Below are 18572 nucleotides of genomic sequence, written 5' to 3'. Positions count from 1 at the left end.
GGCGGCGAGAGCCACGTCGGTGCCATGTCGGAGCCACATCGGTTCACTGCCCGGCACGGACAGGCCGCCCTGGACGCGGGCAGGCCGCCCTGGGCACGGCCAGGCCGCGCGGGCACGGGTCGGGCCGCCCGGGCACGGGCGGGGCCGCGGGGACCGACGGGGATCACCTACCGCTGCCGCACGTTCCGGCGCGGCCGGGTCTCCGCACCCCCGGGGCTCCGCGTCTCCGCACCCCCGAGCCTCCGCGCCTCCGCGTCTCCGCGCCCAAGGTCTCCCGGTTTCCGGTGTCCGCGTCTCCGCGTCTCCGCGTCTCCGGATGCGCGCGTAGCCGTACGCGGTGAGCGGCCCGGAAGACAGGCCGCCGGGCCCGGAGCGAGAGCCCTGGCGGCGTTCCCCGGCAGGTCTTCGGCCGTAACGGCGGCCATGGCGTTTTCCCTCGTCCGGCGGTGGAAATCCACATCCGAGCCTGACACGGGGTCCCCGGTTCGGAGTAATCCAACGCGAGATCATCGCCCTCCCGGGTGACGGTAGGTGGAGCACCCACAGAGGTGGCCCCACCTTCTGACCGGTGGGCGGAGGTCTTCCGGAACACGGAAAGCAGGGACGGTTCATGGCGACTTTGTGCAGGCCCACGGTGTCGGTCCCGGAGTACGTGATCACCATGGAGGAGACGCTGGAGCTGGCGCGCACCCATCACGCGGACCACCCCCAACTGCCACTGGCCCTCAGGCTGATCGAGAACACCGGCGTCCGGACGAGACACATCGTCCAGCCCATCGAGGAGACCCTCAAGCACCCGGGCTTCGAGGACCGCAACAAGCTGTACGAGGCCGAGGCCAAGGCCCGGGTACCCGCGGTGATCCAGCGTGCGCTGGACGACGCGGAGCTGCTCACCAGCGACATCGACGTGATCGTCTACGTGTCGTGCACGGGCTTCATGATGCCCTCGCTCACCGCATGGCTGATCAACGAGATGGACTTCGACAGCACCACCCGCCAGCTGCCCATCGCACAGCTGGGCTGCGCGGCCGGCGGTGCGGCGATCAACCGGGCGCACGACTTCTGCACGGCCTACCCGAACGCGAACGCCCTGATCGTGGCCTGCGAGTTCTGCTCGCTGTGCTACCAGCCAACCGACCTCGGCGTCGGCTCGCTGCTCTCCAACGGCCTGTTCGGCGACGGCATCGCCGCCGCCGTGGTCCGCGGGCAGGGCGGCACGGGCGTCCGCCTGGAACGCAACGGCTCCTACCTGATCCCGAAGACCGAGGACTGGATCGCGTACGACGTGCGGGCCACCGGCTTCCACTTCCTGCTGGACAAGCGGGTGCCGGCGACCATGGAGCCGCTCGCGCCGGCGCTGAAGGACCTGGCGGGCACGCACGGCTGGGACGCGTCCGACCTGGACTTCTACATCATCCACGCGGGCGGTCCCCGCATCCTCGACGACCTCAGCAAGTTCCTGCAGGTCGAACCGCACGCGTTCCGGTTCAGCCGGGCCACGCTGACCGAGTACGGCAACATCGCCAGCGCCGTCGTCCTGGACGCGCTGCGCCGGCTGTTCGACGAGGGCGGCGCCGAGGAACGGGCCCGCGGACTGCTCGCCGGGTTCGGTCCCGGCATCACCGCCGAGATGACGGTGGGCCGCTGGGTCAACGGGGACGGGGCCGCTGGATGACCGACGAGTCGACGCTCACCGAGGCGCGGCCCCCGGTGCGGCACTGGCCGGCGCTCGACCTGCCCGGGTCGCAGTTCGACCCGGTGCTGGCCGAGCTGATGGCCGAGGGCCCGGTGACCCGCATACAGCTGCCCAACGGGGAGGGCTGGGCGTGGCTGGTCACCCGGTACGACGATGTGCGCCGGGTGGCCAACGACCCCCGCTTCAGCCGTGAGGCGGTCATGGACAAGCAGGTCACCCGGCTTGCCCCGCACTTCATCCCGGACCGCGGCGCGGTCGGCTTCCTCGACCCGCCCGACCACACCCGGCTCCGCCGCTCGGTGGCGCCCGCCTTCACCGCGAAGGGGGTGGAGCGGGTGCGGGAGAAGGCGCGCGTCATGCTGGACGAACTGGTCGCCGAGCTGGTGCGGGGCGGTCCGCCGGCGGACCTCACCGGCGCGGTGCTCAGCCCGTTCCCGATCGCGGTCATCTGCGAGGTGATGGGGGTGCCCGCGGGCGACCGGCACAGCATGCACGTCTGGACCCAGCTGATCCTGTCCTCCGCGCACGGCAAGGAGGTCAGCGAGCGGGCGAAGCGGGAGATGGCCGCGTACTTCTCCGACCTGATCGGGCTGCGCGAGAACAGCACCGGCGAGGACGTCACCTCGCTGCTGGGTGCCGCGCTCGGCCGGGGTGAGGTGACGCTGGAGCAGGCCACCGGTCTGGCCGTCCTCCTGCAGATCGGCGGAGAGGCGGTCACCGCCAACAGCGGGCAGCTGTTCTACCTGCTGCTGACCCGCCCCGACCTGGTGGAGCGGCTGCGGGCGGAGCCGGGGATCCGGCCGCAGGCGATCGACGAACTCCTGCGCTACATCCCGCACCGCAACGCCGTCGGGCTGTCCCGCATCGCCCTGGAGGACGTCGGGATCGGCGGGGTCCGCATCCGCGCGGGCGACGCGGTCTACATCTCCTACCTGGCCGCCAACCGCGACCCGGAGGTCTTCCCCGACCCGGACACCATCGACTTCTCCCGCTGCCCCAACCCGCATGTGGCGTTCGGCTTCGGTCCGCACTACTGCCCCGGCGGGATACTGGCCCGGCTGGAGCAGGAGCTCCTGACGGACGCCCTGCTGGACCGGCTGCCGGGCCTGCGGCTCGCCGTACCCCCGGATCAGGTCTTCTTCAGGAAGGGCGCCCTGATCCGGGGCCCCGAGGCCCTTCCGGTGACGTGGTGAGCGCCCCATGACGACCGAGGGACTGTATGTGCCGCCGGGGCAGGGCCGTGTCGTGCAGACGCCGGCCCAGCGGGTGACGTTCAAGGTCACCGGCACCCACTCGCGGATGGCCTCGACCTTCGAGGTGGAGGTCCCGCCGGGCTTCGACGTGGGCGCCCATGTGCACACGCGCAGCGAGGAGCTGTTCTACGTCCTCGACGGCGAGCTGGACGTGCTCGCCTTCGAGCCGCGTATCCGCACCCCCGACAACTGGCAGCGCTGGGAGTCGAGTTCAGGCAACCGGGTGGTCCGGGCGACACCGGGCACGGTCATCGTCGTACCACCGGGCTGCCCCCACGCCTTCTCCAACCCCACGGACACCCCGGCGAGGATGTTCTTCCAGTCGAGTCCGCCGCCGGACCACGAGCTGTACTTCGAGGAACTGCTGGAGATCCTCGGCAACGGGGGCCCGCCGGACCAGGAGGCGATCGAGGCGCTGCGCGCCAAGTACGACATCGAACAGCTCACACCGCTCAGGCACCGCTGAGCGGGCCGGCCGCGGGCACGGCGACCAGCGGCCGACCACCACCGAGCGGCCGGCCACCCCCGGGCGGCCGGCCACCCCGGGGCAGTCGGCCACCCCCGGGGCGGTCGGCCTCCACCGGACAGCGGCCCCGCGGCCGGCCCGCTCAGCGGCCCCGCACGCTCCGCCGGACCCACCGGACCCACCGGACCCACCGGACCCGCCGGACTTAGCGGACTTAGCGGATCGGCGCTCCGGACAGCGTGCGCGCGATGACCAGCCGCTGGATCTCGCTCGTCCCCTCGAAGATCGTGTAGATCGCGCTGTCCCGGTGCATCCGCTCGACCGGGTATTCGCGCGTGTACCCGTTGCCGCCCAGAATCTGGATCGCCTGCGCGGTCACCTTCTTCGCGGTCTCGCTCGCGAAGAGCTTCGACATCGATCCCTCGGCCGCGGTGAACGGCTTGCCGTTGACCGCCATCCAGGACGCGCGCCAGACGAGGAGCCGGGCGGCGTCGATCTGCGTGCGCATGTCCGCCAGCTGGAACGCCACACCCTGGTTGTCGATGATGGGCCGCCCGAACTGCTCGCGGGTCACGGCGTAGTCGAGGGCGACCTCGTATGCGGCACGGGCGGTGCCGACCGCCATGGCGCCGACGGCGGGCCGGCTCGCCTCGAACGTGGCCATCGCCGCGTTCTTCACACGCTCTCCCCCGGGCGCCTTGGCCCGCTCCCGGGCCCGGGCGAGCCGCTCGTCCAGCTTCTCCTTGCCCCCGAGCAGGCAGGAGCCGGGCACCCGGACGCCGTCGAGGATGACCTCGGCGGTGTGCGAGGCGCGGATGCCGTGCTTCTTGAACTTCTGGCCCTGGGCCAGCCCGGGCGTACCCGCCGGCACGATGAAGGAGGCGTGGCCCTTGGAGCCGAGTTCCGGGTCGACGACGGCGACGACGACGTGGACGTTGGCTATGCCGCCGTTGGTGGCCCAGGTCTTCGTGCCGTTGATCACCCATTCGTCCGTGGCCTCGTCGTACACGGCACGCGTGCGCATGGAGGCGACGTCGGAGCCCGCGTCGGGCTCGGAGGAGCAGAACGCGGCGACCTTGACGTCGTTCGGGTCGCCGTACATCTGCGGGATCCAGGTGCCGATCTGTTCCTCGGTGCCGTTGGCGAGCACGCCCACGGCCGCGAGACCGGTGCCCACGATGGACAGGGCGATGCCCGCGTCACCCCAGAACAGCTCCTCCATGGCCATGGGGATGCCGAGACCGGTGGGGTCGAAGTACTGCTGCGCGTAGAAGTCCAGGGAGTAGATGCCGACCTTCGCGGCCTCCTGGATGACCGGCCAGGGCGTCTCCTCGCGCTCGTCCCACTCGGCCGCCGCGGGGCGGATGACATCCGCGGCGAAGCCATGGAGCCAGTCCCGGACTTCCTTCTGTTCGTCGTTCAGCTCCATGGTGAACTCGGCCATGTCCCCTCCAGCGGCGGTACGGTGTTACTAGCGGTAACGGAAGTGTGTTACTCACCGGTAGTAAAAGTCAACCGTTGATGACGCCTCGGCATCCCGTTCGATGTCAGGGGCCCGGTCAGTGTTACTTTGCGCAGGCGTCACCGAATCAGCACGGGTGGGGAGAGCACATGGACACCACACAGCGGACCGATCAGCAGCGGTCCGCCGACCGCCGACGGCGCGAGCTGCTGGAGGCCGCCGACCGGGTGGTGCTGCGCGACGGCCCGCAGGCGTCGATGAACGCGATCGCGGCGGAAGCGGGCATCACGAAGCCGATCCTGTACCGGCACTTCGGCGACAAGGGCGGCCTTTACGCAGCCTTGGCCAAACGGCACACCGACGCCCTGCTGGACTCGCTGCGAGCGGCGCTGGACGCTCCGGCCGGCCGGCGGGAGCGGGTCGAGTCCACCCTGGACACCTATCTCGCCGCGATCGAGGCCCGGCCCCAGGTGTACCGGTTCCTGATGCACCCGGCGGAAGGCGGCCAGGGCGGCGACCAGGGCTTCGACGTCGGCAAGCACAGCGCCCCGCTGCTGCGCCGGATGGGCGAGGAGCTGGCCCAGGTCATCGAGGAGCGGGTGGACCTCGGCCCGGGAAGCCAGCGGCTCGCCCGGGTGTGGGGGCACGGCATCGTCGGGATGATGCATGCCGCCGGCGACTGGTGGCTCGGCGAACGCCCCTGTTCCCGGGCCGAGTTGGTGCGGTCCCTCGCCGACCTGCTGTGGGGCAGGCTCGCGGCTGCCGGGGACCGGGTCGGCGGTCCGGGATTCTGACGGCCGCCACCCGGCCGCGGACGGACGGCCGCCGGCGGCGCGGTCGCCCTCACCCCCCGCCCGGACCACGCGTGCGCGGTCGCCCTCACCCCCCGCCCGGACCACGCGTGCGCGGTCGCCCATACCCCCCGCCGGACCACGCGTGCGCAGTCGCCCTCACTCCCCGGCCGGACCACGCGTGCGGTGCCACGGCGCCCGCTCGACCTGCCGGTGCAGCCTGCGCCTGCGCAGGCCCGTCAGACGGTCCGCGTACACCCGGCCCTCCAGGTGGTCGCACTCGTGCTGCAGGCACCTGGCGAAGAACCCCGTGCCGTGCACGGTGACCGGCTCCCCCGTCACCGTGCGGCCCTCGACGACCGCGTGGTCGTAGCGCTCGGTCCCCGCCTCCAGACCCGGCAGCGACAGACAGCCCTCCGGACCCCGGATCACCACGCCGTCCGCCGTCACCAGCCGCGGGTTCACCACGTGCCCGAGGTGCCGCACGTCCTCGTCGTCCGGACAGTCGTAGACGAACACCCGCAGACCGACACCGATCTGGTTGGCGGCCAGGCCCACCCCCTGGGCCGCGTACATCGTGGCGAACAAGTCCTCCACGAGGGCCGCGAGGCCGGGGCCGAAGTCGGTGACGTCCTCGCACGGCTCGCGCAGTACCGCGTCGCCGAACAGGGTGAGAGGCCGGACGCGCCCGCGGGCGCCCGGAATGGAACCGTGTCGCATGGCGGCAAGGGTACGGTTCCTTCAGGCCGTGCCCGCCGCTCGAGGCGTGGGCCGGGATTCGGGTGTGCGAATGGATCTCGATAGGCTGACGTTCACACCACGCTGCCGGATGGCCCCCAGGCGCGGCGCGTACGCAAGGAGGATCGAGAACTGATGGCAGGCAACTCGGACCCGCTCTCGCCGCGGGCCAAGCTGGCCGTGACCGCGGGCAAGGCGGTCGCTGCGGCATCGCGCGCCGCGGGACGCGGCAGCGGGTCGGTGATCGGTGGCCGGGTCGCGCTGAGACTCGACCCCGACCTGCTCGGGCGGCTCGCCCAGAACCTGGACGTCACCCTGGTCTCCGCCACCAACGGCAAGACCACGACCACCCGGCTCATCGCGGAGGCGCTGCGCGCCGCGGGCCCGGTCGTGTCGAACGCGCTCGGCGCCAACATGCCGGCCGGCATCACGTCCGCGCTCGCGGGCGGCTCGGAGGCGAAGTTCGGCGTCATCGAGGTCGACGAGAAGTACCTGGCCGGAGTGGCCCGGGACACCGACCCCAAGTGCATCGCGCTGCTGAACCTCTCCCGCGACCAGCTGGACCGCGCCGCCGAGACCCGGATGCTCGCCGAGAACTGGCGTGAGGGCCTGGCCGGCACCAAGGCCGTCATCGTCGCCAACTGCGACGACCCGCTGGTGGTCTGGGCCGCCTCCTCCTCCCCGAACGTGATCTGGGTCGCGGCCGGGCAGATGTGGAAGGACGACGCCTGGTCCTGCCCGTCGTGCGGCGGCGTCATGCAGCGCCCCGGCGACGACTGGTTCTGCGGGGAGTGCGGCTTCCGCCGGCCCACGCCGACCTGGGCGCTGTCCGGTGACCACGTGCTCGACCCGCACGGGTCCGCCTGGCCGATCCACCTCCAGCTGCCCGGCCGCGCCAACAAGGCGAACGCGGCCAGCTCGGCGGCCGTCGCCGCCGTCTTCGGGGTGCCGCCGCAGGTCGCCCTGGAGCGGATGTACCAGGTGCAGGCGGTGGCCGGCCGCTACGACGTCGTGCAGTTCCAGAACCGCGACCTCAGGCTGCTGCTGGCCAAGAACCCGGCCGGCTGGCTGGAGACGTTCTCCCTGATCGACCCGCCGCCCGCCCCGGTGGTCCTGTCCGTCAACGCGCGCGGCGCCGACGGCACCGACACCTCCTGGCTGTGGGACGTCGACTACACGCGGCTCACCGGTCACCCGATCTTCGTCATCGGCGACCGGAAGCTGGACCTCGCCGTCCGCCTGGAGGTGGCGAACCAGCACTTCCAGGTCTGCGAGAACCTCGACCAGGCCGTGCAGATGTGCCCGCCGGGCCGGATCGAGGTCATCGCGAACTACACCGCGTTCCAGGACCTGCGCCGCCGCGTCGGCAACTGATCTTCGAAGGGGATCACCTCATGAGCGACAACCAACTGCGGCTGGTGTGGATCTACCCGGACCTGCTGAGCACCTACGGCGACCAGGGCAACGCCCTCGTCGTGGAGCGGCGGGCGCGGCAGCGCGGCCTGGACGTGGCCCGGCTGGACGTGCGCAGCGACCAGCCGATCCCGACCTCCGGTGACATCTACCTGATCGGCGGCGGCGAGGACCGCCCGCAGCGGCTCGCGGCCGAGCGGCTGCGCCGGGACGGGCATCTGCAACGGGCCGTGGAGAACGGCGCGATCGTCTTCTCCGTCTGCGCCGGCTACCAGATCCTCGGCCACGAGTTCATCAACGACCTCGGCCAGCGCGAGCCCGGCCTCGGCCTGCTCGACGTGGTGTCGGTGCGCGGCGAGGGCGAGCGCTGCGTCGGTGACGTCCTCGGCGACATCGACCCGCAGCTCGGCCTGCCGCCGCTGACCGGTTTCGAGAACCACCAGGGCGTGACCCACCTCGGCCCCGGCGCCCGTCCGTTCGCCCGGACGCAGATCGGCAAGGGCAACGGCACCGGGGACGGCACGGAGGGCGCGTACAACGGGACCGTCTTCGGGACGTACATGCACGGCCCCGTCCTCGCCCGCAACCCGCTGATCGCCGATCTGCTGCTGAAGCTGGCGCTCGACGTCAACGCGCTGCCGCCGATCGACGACCGCTGGTACGAGGCCCTGCGCAACGAGCGCATCGCCGCCGCCCAGCAGCCCGCGTAGGACGGCTGCGCGGCCCCGCGCGGGCACGGTTCTCCGGCACCCCGCGCGGGCACGGCTGCCCGGCGCCCCGCGCGGGCACGGCTGCCCGGCGCCCCGGCCGGGTGCGGCTACGGGCCGCCTGCGCGGGTACGGACGCGCGGCGGCCCGCGTGGGTACGGCCGGACAGCGGCCCGCGCCGCAACTGCCGGGCGACAGTGCGCGTAACCGGCGCTTCAGGCGGATTTCCATGTGGTCCGGCAGGACCCCGGCGGGCCCGCCTGACGGCCCGTCCGCTCACATGTGCGGGCGCGTCCAGCAGGCGGACGCCCGCTACGGAGCCACCCCCTGACGCCGGTAGGGTGGCCGGGAATCCGCCGGACACCGTGGTCCGGTCTACCCGGCCCACGTTGAGAAGGTATTTCGGGCTATGCGCATTGGTGTCCTCACGTCCGGCGGCGACTGCCCCGGCCTGAACGCCGTCATCCGGTCCGTCGTGCACCGCGCCGTCGCCGACCACGGCGACGAGGTCATCGGTTTCCGGGACGGCTGGAAGGGCCTCCTGGAGGGCGACCATCTCAAGCTCGACCTCGACGCCGTGGGCGGCATCCTGGCCCGCGGCGGCACCATCCTCGGCTCCTCCCGGGTCCGCCCGGAGCACCTGCGGGACGGGGTGGAGCGGGCCCGGGGGCATGTCGCGGAACTCGGCCTCGACGCGATCATCCCGATCGGCGGCGAGGGCACGCTGAAGGCGGCCCGGCTGCTGTCGGACCACGGGCTGCCCGTCGTGGGCGTGCCCAAGACCATCGACAACGACATCGCCGTCACGGACGTCACCTTCGGCTTCGACACCGCGGTGACCGTGGCGACCGAGGCGCTGGACCGGCTGAAGACCACCGCCGAGTCCCACCAGCGCGTGCTGATCGTGGAGGTCATGGGCCGGCACACCGGCTGGATCGCGCTGCACTCCGGCATGGCGGCCGGCGCCCACGCCGTCGTCGTACCCGAGCGGCCCTTCGACATCGAGCAGTTGACGAAGAAGGTCGGCGAGCGGTTCGAGGCGGGCAAGCGGTTCGCGATCGTGGTCGCCGCGGAGGGGGCCAAGCCGCGCCCCGGTTCCATGGAGTTCGACGAGGGCGGCAAGGACGTCTACGGCCACGAACGGTTCGCGGGCATCGCGCGGCAGCTGTCGGTCGAGCTGGAGCAGCGGCTCGGCAAGGAGGCCCGGCCGGTGATCCTCGGGCACGTGCAGCGGGGCGGCACGCCGACGGCGTACGACCGGGTGCTGGCGACCCGTTTCGGATGGCACGCGGTGGAGGCCGTGCACCGGGGCGAGTTCGGCATGATGACGGCCCTGCGCGGGACGGACATCGTGCTGGTGTCGCTGGCGGAGGCCGTGGAGACGCTGAAGACGGTGCCGGTGGAGCGCTACGACGAGGCGGAGTGCGTCCTCTGACGTCCGGATGAGCCGCCGGGTGCGGGTGCCCGTGGCTCGTCGCGCCGGCCCCCCGCGGCCCTTCGGGTGTCGCGGTCGCCCCCGGTCGCGGTGGTGACCGGGGGCCGCTCTACTCTTGTGGGCGGACAGACTCGCACAACCCCCACGAAACAGGAGCCGGCGGATGGATCACAGCGGGCACGGCATGACCATGGATCTGCCGCCGTTCACGCTGGCGCGAGGGCTCGAGTGGTCGGCCGACCCGTTCTTCCTCCTCGCCTGCCTGGCCGGTCTGGGCCTGTACGGCTGGGGTGTGCTGCGGCTGCGGCGGCGCGGGGACTCCTGGCCGGTGAGCCGGACGGTGCTGTACGTCGTCGGTGTGCTCACCATCGCGCTGGTGATGTGCACCAGGCTGAACGACTACGGCATGGTCATGTTCAGCGTGCACATGGTGCAGCACATGGTGATCAGCATGCTGTCGCCGATCCTTATCCTGCTGGGCGCCCCCGTCACGCTGGCGCTGCGTGCCCTCCCGACCGCGGGCAAGGGCCGCAAGGGGCCCCGTGAGCTGCTGCTGATGCTGCTGCACAGCCGGTACATGCGGATCATCACCCATCCGGCGTTCACCATCCCGCTGTTCATCGCGAGCCTGTACGCGCTCTACTTCACGCCGCTGTTCGACTTCCTGATGGGCTCCAGGGGCGGACACATCGCGATGATGGTGCACTTCCTCGCGGTCGGTGTCGTGTTCTTCTGGCCGATCATCGGGGTCGACCCCGGCCCGCACCGGCCGGGCTACCTGATGCGGATGCTGGAGCTGTTCGCGGGCATGCCCTTCCACGCGTTCTTCGGGATCGCCTTGATGATGGCGTCGACGCCGATGGTGAAGACGTTCGAGAACCCGCCCGCCTCGCTCGGCATCGACGCGCTGTCGGACCAGAACGCGGCCGGCGGCATCGCCTGGGCGTTCAGCGAGATCCCCTCCGTGCTGGTGCTGATCGCGCTGCTCTTCCAGTGGTACGGCTCCGAGCAGCGGCAGGCCAGGCGCAAGGACCGCGCCGCGGACCGGGACGGCGACAAGGAGCTGGCGGCCTACAACGCCTATCTGGCCTCGCTGAACACCCGCGAGGGCTGAGCCGCCCCGCCCCGGCGGTCCGGCGACCGCACCGGCCCCGCCTCGGGCCCCGGCCGGCGGCACCGCCCCCTTCCGGACGGGAACACCTGACCCGGGCCCTGGCCGCTTCCGCTGCCGCGTGGGAATCCGCGGCCCTATCCCCTCCCGGCGGGAATCGGGGCACCATGGTCAGGGACGGACCATGAGGAGGGTGTCGCGATGCCCGGTTCCACGAACGGTTCCATAAAAGCGATGGGGGCTCTCACGGTCGGCGGGCTGGTCGTCGTGACCGCCTACACGGTCGCGCTCGGCAGCAACGGCTGGCTCTGGTTCGGCTGGGTGGTGCTGGGGCTGCTGACGATCGGGCTGGTCGTCACGCAGTCGTGAGCCGCGGGGTACCGGCCGAGCTGGCTACAGTGCCCGCATGAACAGCAGGACGTCCTCGTTCGACGAGCTGGACCGCCAGATCATCACCGCTTTGATGGGGAACGCCCGGACCAGCTTCGCCGAGATCGGCGCGGCGATCGGGCTGTCCGCCACGGCGGTCAAGCGGCGCGTGGACCGGCTGCGGGAGACCGGGGTGATCACGGGGTTCACGGCGACGGTGCAGCCCTCGGCGCTCGGCTGGCGCACGGAGGCGTACGTCGAGGTCTACTGCGAGGGGGCGGCCCCGCCCCGGCGCCTGGCGGAGGTCGTGCGCGACCATCCGGAGATCGCGGCGGCCATGACGGTGACCGGCGGTGCCGACGCGCTGCTGCACGTGCGGGCCCGGGACGTGGAGCACTTCGAGGAGGTGCTGGAGCGGATCCGCGCCGAACCGTTCATCCGCAAGACGATCAGCGTGATGGTGCTCTCCCATCTGCTCCCCGACAGTCCGGAGGCGGGAGCGGTCCACGCGGCCCCCGAGTGACCGCGAGGGCGCGCAGCAGACCTGCGTCCCACGTGCTCACGACGCAGCGATGCTGCGCATCTGCGCAGCCTTTCGCGCTTGTCGGGCGTCGGCTTCGCTTCTTACCGTGGTGTCAGCCCTCAGTGACACACAGGAAAGCGGAGGAAACCCTCTGTGTCCGAATCTCGTGTGCCGCGTTCCCGGCGTTTTCTCGTCTGCGAACCCAGACACTTCGCCGTCCAGTACGCGATCAACCCCTGGATGCATCCCGACCGGCCCGTCGACGTGGACCTGGCCCAGGACCAGTGGCAGGCGCTGATCCGCGCCTACCGGGCCCACGGCCACACCGTCGACACCGTCGATCCCGTCCCCGGCCTGCCGGACATGGTGTTCGCCGCCAACGCGGCGTTCGTCGTCGGCGGCCGGGTCTTCGGCTCCCTGTTCCACGCTCCGCAACGGCGACCCGAGTCCGAGCACTACGACACCTGGTTCAAGGCGGCGGGCTACGACGTCCACCGTCCCGAGTCGGTGACCGAGGGTGAGGGCGACCTGGTGTGGACGGGCCGCTACGTGCTCGCCGGCACCGGATTCCGCACCACTCGCGAGGCGCACCGGGAGGCGCAGGAGTTCCTCGGCCATCCGGTGATCGGCCTGACCCTGGTGGACCCGTACTTCTACCACCTGGACACGGCGCTGTTCGTCCTCGACGACGACAACATCTGCTACTTTCCCGAGGCGTTCTCGCCGGGCAGCCGGGAGGTGCTCAAGCGCCTGTACCCGGACGCGGTGCCCGCCACCCGCGAGGACGCGCTCGCGTTCGGCCTGAACTCCGTCTCCGACGGCCGGCACGTCTTCATCGCGCCCCGAGCCGAGGCGCTGGCCGAGCGCCTCACCGGCCACGGTTACGTCCCCGTCCCCGTCGACCTGTCCGAGTTCCACAAGGCCGGCGGTGGCATCAAGTGCTGCACCCAGGAGATCCGCTGATGACCGCACCAGCGCGCACCCGTACGACCGGCGATCTGATCCGCGCGGAGGAGCCGGTTCTCGCGCACAACTACCACCCGCTGCCCGTGGTCGTGGCCCGGGCCGAGGGCGCCTGGGTGGAGGACGTCGAGGGCAACCGCTACCTCGACATGCTGGCCGGCTACTCGGCCCTGAACTTCGGCCACCGGCACCCGGCCCTGGTCGAGGCCGCGCACCGCCAGCTCGACCGGCTGACGCTCACCTCCCGCGCCTTCCACAACGACCGGCTCGCGGAGTTCGCCGAGCGGCTCACGGCACTGACCGGCCTGGACATGGTGCTGCCGATGAACACCGGCGCCGAGGCGGTGGAGAGCGGCATCAAGGTGGCCCGCAAGTGGGCCTACGACGTGAAGGGCGTCCCGGCCGACCGGGCGACCATCGTGGTCGCGGCGGACAACTTCCACGGCCGTACGACGACCATCGTCAGCTTCTCCACGGACGAGACGGCCCGCACCGGCTTCGGCCCCTTCACGCCGGGCTTCCGGGTCGTGCCGTACAACGACCTGGCCGCGCTGGAGGCGGCGGTCGACGAGACGACGGCGGCGGTGCTGATCGAGCCCATCCAGGGCGAGGCCGGGGTGCTCATCCCCGACGACGGCTACCTCGCGGGCGTACGCGAGCTGACCCGGCGCAAGGGCTGCCTGTTCGTCGCCGACGAGATCCAGTCGGGCCTCGGCCGCACGGGCCGCACCCTCGCCGTCGAGCACGAGGACGTCGTCCCGGACATGGTGCTGCTCGGCAAGGCGCTGGGCGGCGGCATCGTGCCGGTGTCGGCTGTGGTGGCCCGGCGCGAGGTGCTGGGTGTCCTGCATCCGGGTGAGCACGGCTCCACGTTCGGCGGCAATCCGCTCGCCGCGGCGGTCGGTACGGCCGTGGTCGGGCTGCTGGAGACCGGTGAGTTCCAGCGCCGGGCGGCCGAGCTGGGAGTGGTCCTGCGGGACGGTCTGACCGAGCTGGTCGGCAGGGGCGTGGTCGGTTTCCGGGCGCGCGGGCTGTGGGCCGGCGTGGACGTCGACCCGGCCCTCGGCACCGGCCGGGAGATCAGTGAGCGCCTGATGCGGGAGGGGATCCTGGTGAAGGACACCCACGGCTCCACGATCCGGCTGGCGCCACCACTGACCGTCACGGCGGAGGAGCTGCGGTCGGCGCTGGCGGCTCTGGAGAAGGTACTGGCCTGAGGGAACGGGCGGGCGGGGGGGCCGGTGGCGACACCGGTCCCCCCGCCCGCCGTGCCGTCAGCTCGTGCCGAGGAGCTGCCTCATCTCCTTGATCTCGGCGCTCTGCGCGGTGACGACGGCGTCGGCCATGTCCTTGGCGGTGCCGCTGCGGCCCTTGTCCTTCTCGGTGGCGGCCATCTCGACGGCGCCCTGGTGGTGCCGGACCATCAACGCCAGGAACCTGGTGTCGAAGTCCTTGCCGTCGGCCTTCCTGAGTGCGTCCATGTCGGCGTCGCTCATCATCCCGGACATCCCGGCCATGCCGGACATCCCGGTGTGGCCCGTGTGGTCCGTGCCGGGCGCGGGGGTCTTCTCACCCCATGCCTTCAGCCAGCCGGTCATGGTGCGGATCTCCGGGTCCTGGGCCTTCTCGATGCGGGCGGCGAGGTCCTTCACCCGCGCCGACGAGGCCCGGTCGGCGGCGAGTTCCGCCATCTCCAGGGCCTGCCGGTGGTGCGGGATCATGCCCTGCGCGAAGGCGACGTCCTGCGCGTTGTGCGGGGAGGCCGACCTGTCGGGCGCGGCCGCGGTGGCGGAGGAGCCGTGTCCGGGGTGGCCGCCGCCGTGGCTGTCGCCGCCGCCGCTGCAGGAGGAGAGGACGAGGGCGGTGGTCACGGCGGCCGCGGCGAGGGCGGCCCGGCGCGTCAGGGTACGGCTGGTCATGCGGGGAACTCCTGTTTCTGTGAAGGGATTTCGGGCACGCCTGAGACGGCCGTAGCAGGTGCTCCGGCCGTCGGCGCGGCTAGATCCGCAGGAGTTGGAGTTCCGCCAGGGAGGGTGGCGCGCGAGCGCTGTCCGGTGCCGTGGGCAGGCTCGGGGACGGGACGCCGGCCGGTACGGCGCCACCCGCCGGAGCGGGAGCGAGTGCGGGCAGCTGGGGGCCGTCGGCCAAGGCGCCGGACGCGCAGGTGGGGTCGGCGTGGTGCAGCCGGCCGCCACCGCAGTGCCCGTCCCCGCCGGGGCAGTCGTCCATGGCGCCGAGCGCCATCGCGCCGTGCTCGGCGCGGATGTGCTCGACGGGGGCGTGCTCGACGCGGGCGTGCTCGACGCGGGCCTGCTCGGTGTGTTCCGTCCCGCCGCCGGGCGCGAGGGCGTGCATGCCCAGCAGTCCGATCAGCACCGCCAGCACGGACAGCACACGGCACCGCCGGAGCGGTCGCCGAGGGTGCTGTCCGTGGCCGTGCATCGGGACCATCGTACGGGCGCGGGGGCCGGCTCACGCCGAGGCCCGGCGACGCCGGCGCGCGCCCCCCGGTCCCCCGGCGCACCGCGCCGGGTACTGGTCCGGCGGTACCGGGCAGCAGATGATGACAGGGGCACGCGGGCCGGCAGTCCGGCCCGCGGGCCGGGACCGCCGGTCCGCAGCCGGCCTGACGGAGTGAGGGCGAGCCGTGTTCTACCACCTGCTCAAGTACGTCCTGCTGGGCCCCCTGCTCAGACTGTTCTTCCGCCCCCGGATCGAGGGCCTGGAGCACGTGCCCGCCTCGGGCCCGGCGATCGTCGCCGGCAATCACCTGTCCTTCTCCGACCACTTCCTGATGCCGGCGATCCTGAAGCGCCGCATCACCTTCCTCGCCAAGGCGGAGTACTTCACCGGCCCGGGGGTGAAGGGCAGGCTCACCGCGTTCTTCTTCCGCAGCGCCGGACAGATCCCGGTGGACCGCTCCGGCAAGGAGGCGGGGCAGGCCGCGATCCGGGAGGGCCTCGGGGTGCTGCGCAAGGGAGAGCTGCTCGGCATCTACCCCGAGGGGACGCGTTCGCACGACGGCCGGCTGTACAAGGGCAAGGTCGGGGTCGCCGTGATGGCGCTGACGGCGGGGGTCCCGGTGGTGCCCTGCGCGATGATCGGCACGTTCGAGGCACAGCCGCCCGGCAAGGTCGTACCGAGGATCCGCCCGGTGACCATCCGTTTCGGCGAGCCCCTCGACTTCTCCCGCTACGCCGGCATGGAGCGTGAGAAGGCCGTGCTGCGGGCGGTCACCGACGAGATCGTCTACGCCATCCTGTCGCTGTCCGGGCAGGAGTACGTCGACGAGTACGCGGGCGTCGTCAAGGAGCGCGAGGCCGCCGGGCAGAACCCGCGGGAGCGCAGGTTCCCCCGGGCGCCGCTCGGCTGACCTCCGCCACCGGCGGCAGGACCGTGCCCCCGGCGGCCCGCGTACCCAGGCTCGCCGGCATGACGCGAGCGGTGGTGACAAGGGCGCGCGGTCAGCCGGGCCGACCCGGAGGCGCGAAGCCGGCCCGGTGGCCCGGAGCCTGCCCGGAGGCGCGAAGCCGACCCGGTGGCCCGGAGCCTGCCCGGAGGCGCGGATGCTGCCCGGTGGCGCGGGGCCGGCCCGCCTGGGCGGCGCCGGCGGGGCTGCGGGCGGGCGCGGTGCACGGCCCGTACAGCCCGTTCCCGCGTGAGCCGCGCCACGCCGTTCAGCCGAGGCGGTGCAACGCCTCGTCCAGCAGCCGCCGCAGTCGCAGGGCGTCCGGGGCCACGGCGCTGACGAGCACGGCGGGTCCGGCGAGCGGCACCACGGCGGCGCACTCCCCCAGCATCTGCGCGGCCGGCCGGTGCTCGGTGAACTCCGGGCGGACCAGAACCAGTTGACCGACGGCACGGTGGCCGGAGAGCACGGCCGGGCCGTCCCAGCCACCGGGCGCGCCGGGTCCGCAGGCCAGCTCCTGGTCCAGCAGGGTCCGGCCGGCCACCCGCACGGTCAGCCGGCTGGTGAGCCGGCCGGGCTGCTCGCCCGCCCGCCCCAGCACCTGTTCCTCGCGCAGCACGAGGTGGGCGCCGGTGCCCAGTTCGGCCCGGGTGGTGACATCCAGGTCGCTGCCGTCGGCCGAGATCAGCTGTTCGGGCAGCCAGTGCAGTTCGCCGCCGTCGGCCACGTCGAGCCGGACGTCGTAGCGGGCCGCGCCCTTGACCTGGCCCGGCAGGGCGAGGGTGGCGGCGGCCGAGCCGACGTGCAGCCGGGCGCCGGTCTCCACCCCGACGTCCACCGTGAAGCGGTCGCCGCCGAGCGGCCCGCTCATCGCGCCGACGAGCATGACCTTCGCCTCGGATCCGCTCGCCCGGGTACGGCGCGGCGCCAGCGGGCCCTCACCGTCCAGGACGGGCAGCGCCGTGCCGCCGCGCCCGTCGGAGCGGGCCACGATCCGGGCGTCGGCCCGGACCCCGGTCGGCGTCACGCCGTCCACGCGGCGAGCTGCCCGCGCACCCATGCGGCGACGTCGGCGACCCCGGTCTCGCCGCGCAACGACTGGAAGACCACGGGCAGTTCGGCCCGCTGGGCCTTGGCGTCGGCGGCCATCCGGGCGAGGTCGGAGCCGACGTACGGGGCGAGGTCGGTCTTGTTCACGACGAGGAGGTCGGCGGTGGTGACCCCGGGACCGCCCTTGCGCGGGATGTCGTCACCGCCGGCGACGTCGATCACGAAGATTTGGGCGTCCACCAGTCCTTTGGAGAAGGTGGCGGTGAGGTTGTCGCCACCGGACTCGACGAGGATCAGGTCCAGCGGGCCGACCGCGTCCTCCAGGTCCTCGACGGCTTCGAGGTTGGCGGAGATGTCGTCGCGGATCGCGGTGTGCGGGCAGGCGCCCGTCTCGACGGCGGTGATCCGCTCGGGCGGCAGCACGGCTTCCCGGCGCAGGAACTCGGCGTCCTCGCGGGTGTAGATGTCGTTGGTGACGACCGCGAGCGAGAGCCGGTCGCGCAGTTCCCGGCAGAGGGCGGCGACGGTGGCGGTCTTGCCGGATCCGACGGGTCCGCCGAGCCCGACGCGCAGAGCCCGCCGGGTTCCGTCGGGACGGCGCGCGTCCGCGCTGACGGCGGCGGGGCCGTGGTGGGTGTGGTCGAGGTGCATGGGGCGACTCCGGTCTTCAGCCAGGTCCAGCCGCCTCCGGCCCGTCCGTCGTTCGCGGGCGGGGCCGGTCCGGCCGGTTCACGGGTTGGGGGCAGGGCCCCCGGGGGCAAGGGAGGGAAGGGGTGCGCGGCACATGCCGGTCATGACGCGAACAGCCGCACGGGCCAGTCCGCGTGCCACTGCGCACCGACCTCCAGCAGGGGGCCTGAGGCGGCGGGCAGCGCGTCGACTCCTTCGTCGGGTACCCGGCGGGCCGCCTCCACCGCCCGGTCCGCCACGCGGTCCAGCTCCGGCGCGAGCCGGGCCAGCGCTCCCGTGGCGTCGAACGGGTCGAGGCTCAGCAACCGCACGGTGGCCGTCGCCGGCCCGCTCACGCTCTCGTACACCGCGCAGTGGGCGGCGTCCTCGGGTCCGAGCCCGGCCGCACGGGCGGCGAGTCCCAGCACGACCGGCTGGTGGGCGCCCTTGGGGAAGGCGCGGGCCACGGCGTCGAGTTCGTCCGACGGCCAGGCGGCCCGGGCGGCCCGCAGCAGTT

At 72.6% G+C, this 18572-nt stretch carries 20 protein-coding genes; 13 read left to right on the top strand and 7 right to left on the bottom strand.

All coding sequences use genetic code 11. The features are described 5' to 3' along the window. The first annotated feature begins 610 nt into the window (after positions 1-610). The 3 genes from GT045_RS13270 to GT045_RS13260 are packed head-to-tail and all read left to right on the top strand — an operon-like array spanning position 611 to position 3415. A complete protein-coding gene (locus tag GT045_RS13270) occupies positions 611-1675 on the top strand; it encodes a type III polyketide synthase (RefSeq protein WP_161334285.1) in 1065 nt (354 codons plus the stop codon). Beyond that, positions 1672-2889: a cytochrome P450 gene (locus GT045_RS13265; protein WP_161334284.1), complete on the top strand. Its 1218-nt coding sequence runs from the start codon at positions 1672-1674 to the stop codon at positions 2887-2889. The genes GT045_RS13270 and GT045_RS13265 overlap by 4 nt, the downstream gene beginning before the upstream one ends. Before the next feature lie 7 nt (positions 2890-2896). After that, positions 2897-3415 carry a cupin domain-containing protein gene (locus tag GT045_RS13260; RefSeq protein ID WP_161334283.1) on the top strand — a complete coding sequence of 173 codons (519 nt, stop codon included), beginning with the start codon at positions 2897-2899 and terminating at the stop codon, positions 3413-3415. 214 nt (positions 3416-3629) lie between these two features. Here GT045_RS13260 and GT045_RS13255 read toward each other — a convergent pair whose 3' ends face one another. Then, positions 3630-4859: an acyl-CoA dehydrogenase family protein gene (locus GT045_RS13255; protein WP_161296655.1), complete on the bottom strand. Its 1230-nt coding sequence runs from the start codon at positions 4857-4859 to the stop codon at positions 3630-3632. A gap of 167 nt (positions 4860-5026) precedes the next feature. Between GT045_RS13255 and GT045_RS13250 the strand changes: the two genes are divergently transcribed. Continuing rightward, positions 5027-5671 carry a TetR family transcriptional regulator gene (locus tag GT045_RS13250; RefSeq protein ID WP_161296656.1) on the top strand — a complete coding sequence of 215 codons (645 nt, stop codon included), beginning with the start codon at positions 5027-5029 and terminating at the stop codon, positions 5669-5671. Positions 5672-5827: 156 nt separating this feature from the next. Here the strand turns inward: GT045_RS13250 and def are convergent, their stop codons facing one another. After that, entirely contained in the window at positions 5828-6388 is a 561-nt protein-coding gene (gene def, locus GT045_RS13245) for a peptide deformylase (RefSeq protein ID WP_161334282.1), read from the bottom strand. 153 nt (positions 6389-6541) lie between these two features. Between def and GT045_RS13240 the strand changes: the two genes are divergently transcribed. From GT045_RS13240 to rocD, 8 genes are all read left to right on the top strand, one after another. Then, on the top strand, positions 6542-7780 hold the full coding sequence (locus tag GT045_RS13240) for a MurT ligase domain-containing protein (RefSeq protein ID WP_161292331.1): 1239 nt from the start codon (positions 6542-6544) through the stop codon (positions 7778-7780). Between the two features lie 20 nt (positions 7781-7800). Further along, complete coding sequence (locus GT045_RS13235; protein WP_161292329.1) at positions 7801-8529, top strand: glutamine amidotransferase; 729 nt, start codon at positions 7801-7803, stop codon at positions 8527-8529. Positions 8530-8935: 406 nt separating this feature from the next. Continuing rightward, positions 8936-9961, top strand: coding sequence for a 6-phosphofructokinase (locus GT045_RS13230; protein ID WP_161292327.1), 1026 nt, complete (start codon positions 8936-8938; stop codon positions 9959-9961). A 163-nt stretch (positions 9962-10124) separates the two neighbouring features. Then, a complete protein-coding gene (locus tag GT045_RS13225; RefSeq protein WP_161292325.1) occupies positions 10125-11075 on the top strand; it encodes a cytochrome c oxidase assembly protein in 951 nt (316 codons plus the stop codon). Between the two features lie 198 nt (positions 11076-11273). Further along, positions 11274-11441 (top strand): hypothetical protein, encoded by a 168-nt coding sequence (locus GT045_RS38885; RefSeq protein ID WP_202527945.1) that lies wholly within the window; start codon positions 11274-11276, stop codon positions 11439-11441. 37 nt (positions 11442-11478) lie between these two features. After that, entirely contained in the window at positions 11479-11964 is a 486-nt protein-coding gene (locus tag GT045_RS13220) for an Lrp/AsnC family transcriptional regulator (RefSeq protein ID WP_161292323.1), read from the top strand. Positions 11965-12117: 153 nt separating this feature from the next. Beyond that, on the top strand, positions 12118-12927 hold the full coding sequence (gene ddaH, locus GT045_RS13215; protein WP_161292321.1) for a dimethylargininase: 810 nt from the start codon (positions 12118-12120) through the stop codon (positions 12925-12927). Then, a complete protein-coding gene (gene rocD, locus GT045_RS13210) occupies positions 12927-14144 on the top strand; it encodes an ornithine--oxo-acid transaminase (RefSeq protein ID WP_161292319.1) in 1218 nt (405 codons plus the stop codon). Before ddaH ends, rocD begins: the two co-directional genes overlap by 1 nt. A gap of 57 nt (positions 14145-14201) precedes the next feature. Here the strand turns inward: rocD and GT045_RS13205 are convergent, their stop codons facing one another. Further along, complete coding sequence (locus GT045_RS13205) at positions 14202-14846, bottom strand: DUF305 domain-containing protein (RefSeq protein ID WP_161334281.1); 645 nt, start codon at positions 14844-14846, stop codon at positions 14202-14204. Positions 14847-14925: 79 nt separating this feature from the next. Further along, positions 14926-15369, bottom strand: a complete 444-nt coding sequence (locus GT045_RS13200) for a DUF6153 family protein (RefSeq protein ID WP_202527943.1) — start codon at positions 15367-15369, stop codon at positions 14926-14928. A 205-nt stretch (positions 15370-15574) separates the two neighbouring features. On the opposite strand from GT045_RS13200, the gene GT045_RS13195 reads away from it, so the two are divergent. Further along, complete coding sequence (locus GT045_RS13195) at positions 15575-16300, top strand: lysophospholipid acyltransferase family protein (protein ID WP_161292314.1); 726 nt, start codon at positions 15575-15577, stop codon at positions 16298-16300. 304 nt (positions 16301-16604) lie between these two features. Here GT045_RS13195 and GT045_RS13190 read toward each other — a convergent pair whose 3' ends face one another. From GT045_RS13190 to GT045_RS13180, 3 genes are all read right to left on the bottom strand, one after another. Next, the gene (locus GT045_RS13190; protein ID WP_202527941.1) at positions 16605-17396 is read right to left on the bottom strand and encodes an urease accessory protein UreD; all 792 of its coding nucleotides are present in this window, start codon (positions 17394-17396) and stop codon (positions 16605-16607) included. Further along, positions 17360-18037, bottom strand: a complete 678-nt coding sequence (gene ureG / locus GT045_RS13185) for an urease accessory protein UreG (RefSeq protein ID WP_161287528.1) — start codon at positions 18035-18037, stop codon at positions 17360-17362. The genes GT045_RS13190 and ureG overlap by 37 nt, the downstream gene beginning before the upstream one ends. A 140-nt stretch (positions 18038-18177) precedes the next feature. Continuing rightward, the coding region (locus GT045_RS13180) for an urease accessory UreF family protein (RefSeq protein WP_272926853.1) at positions 18178-18572 on the bottom strand (395 nt) is incomplete at its 5' end.

This window comes from Streptomyces sp. SID486 (assembly GCF_009865385.1).
In the GTDB taxonomy this organism is placed as follows: domain Bacteria; phylum Actinomycetota; class Actinomycetes; order Streptomycetales; family Streptomycetaceae; genus Streptomyces.
The sequence above is the reverse complement of the archived record's forward strand: the minus strand, read 5'-3'. Positions and strand labels throughout refer to the sequence as shown.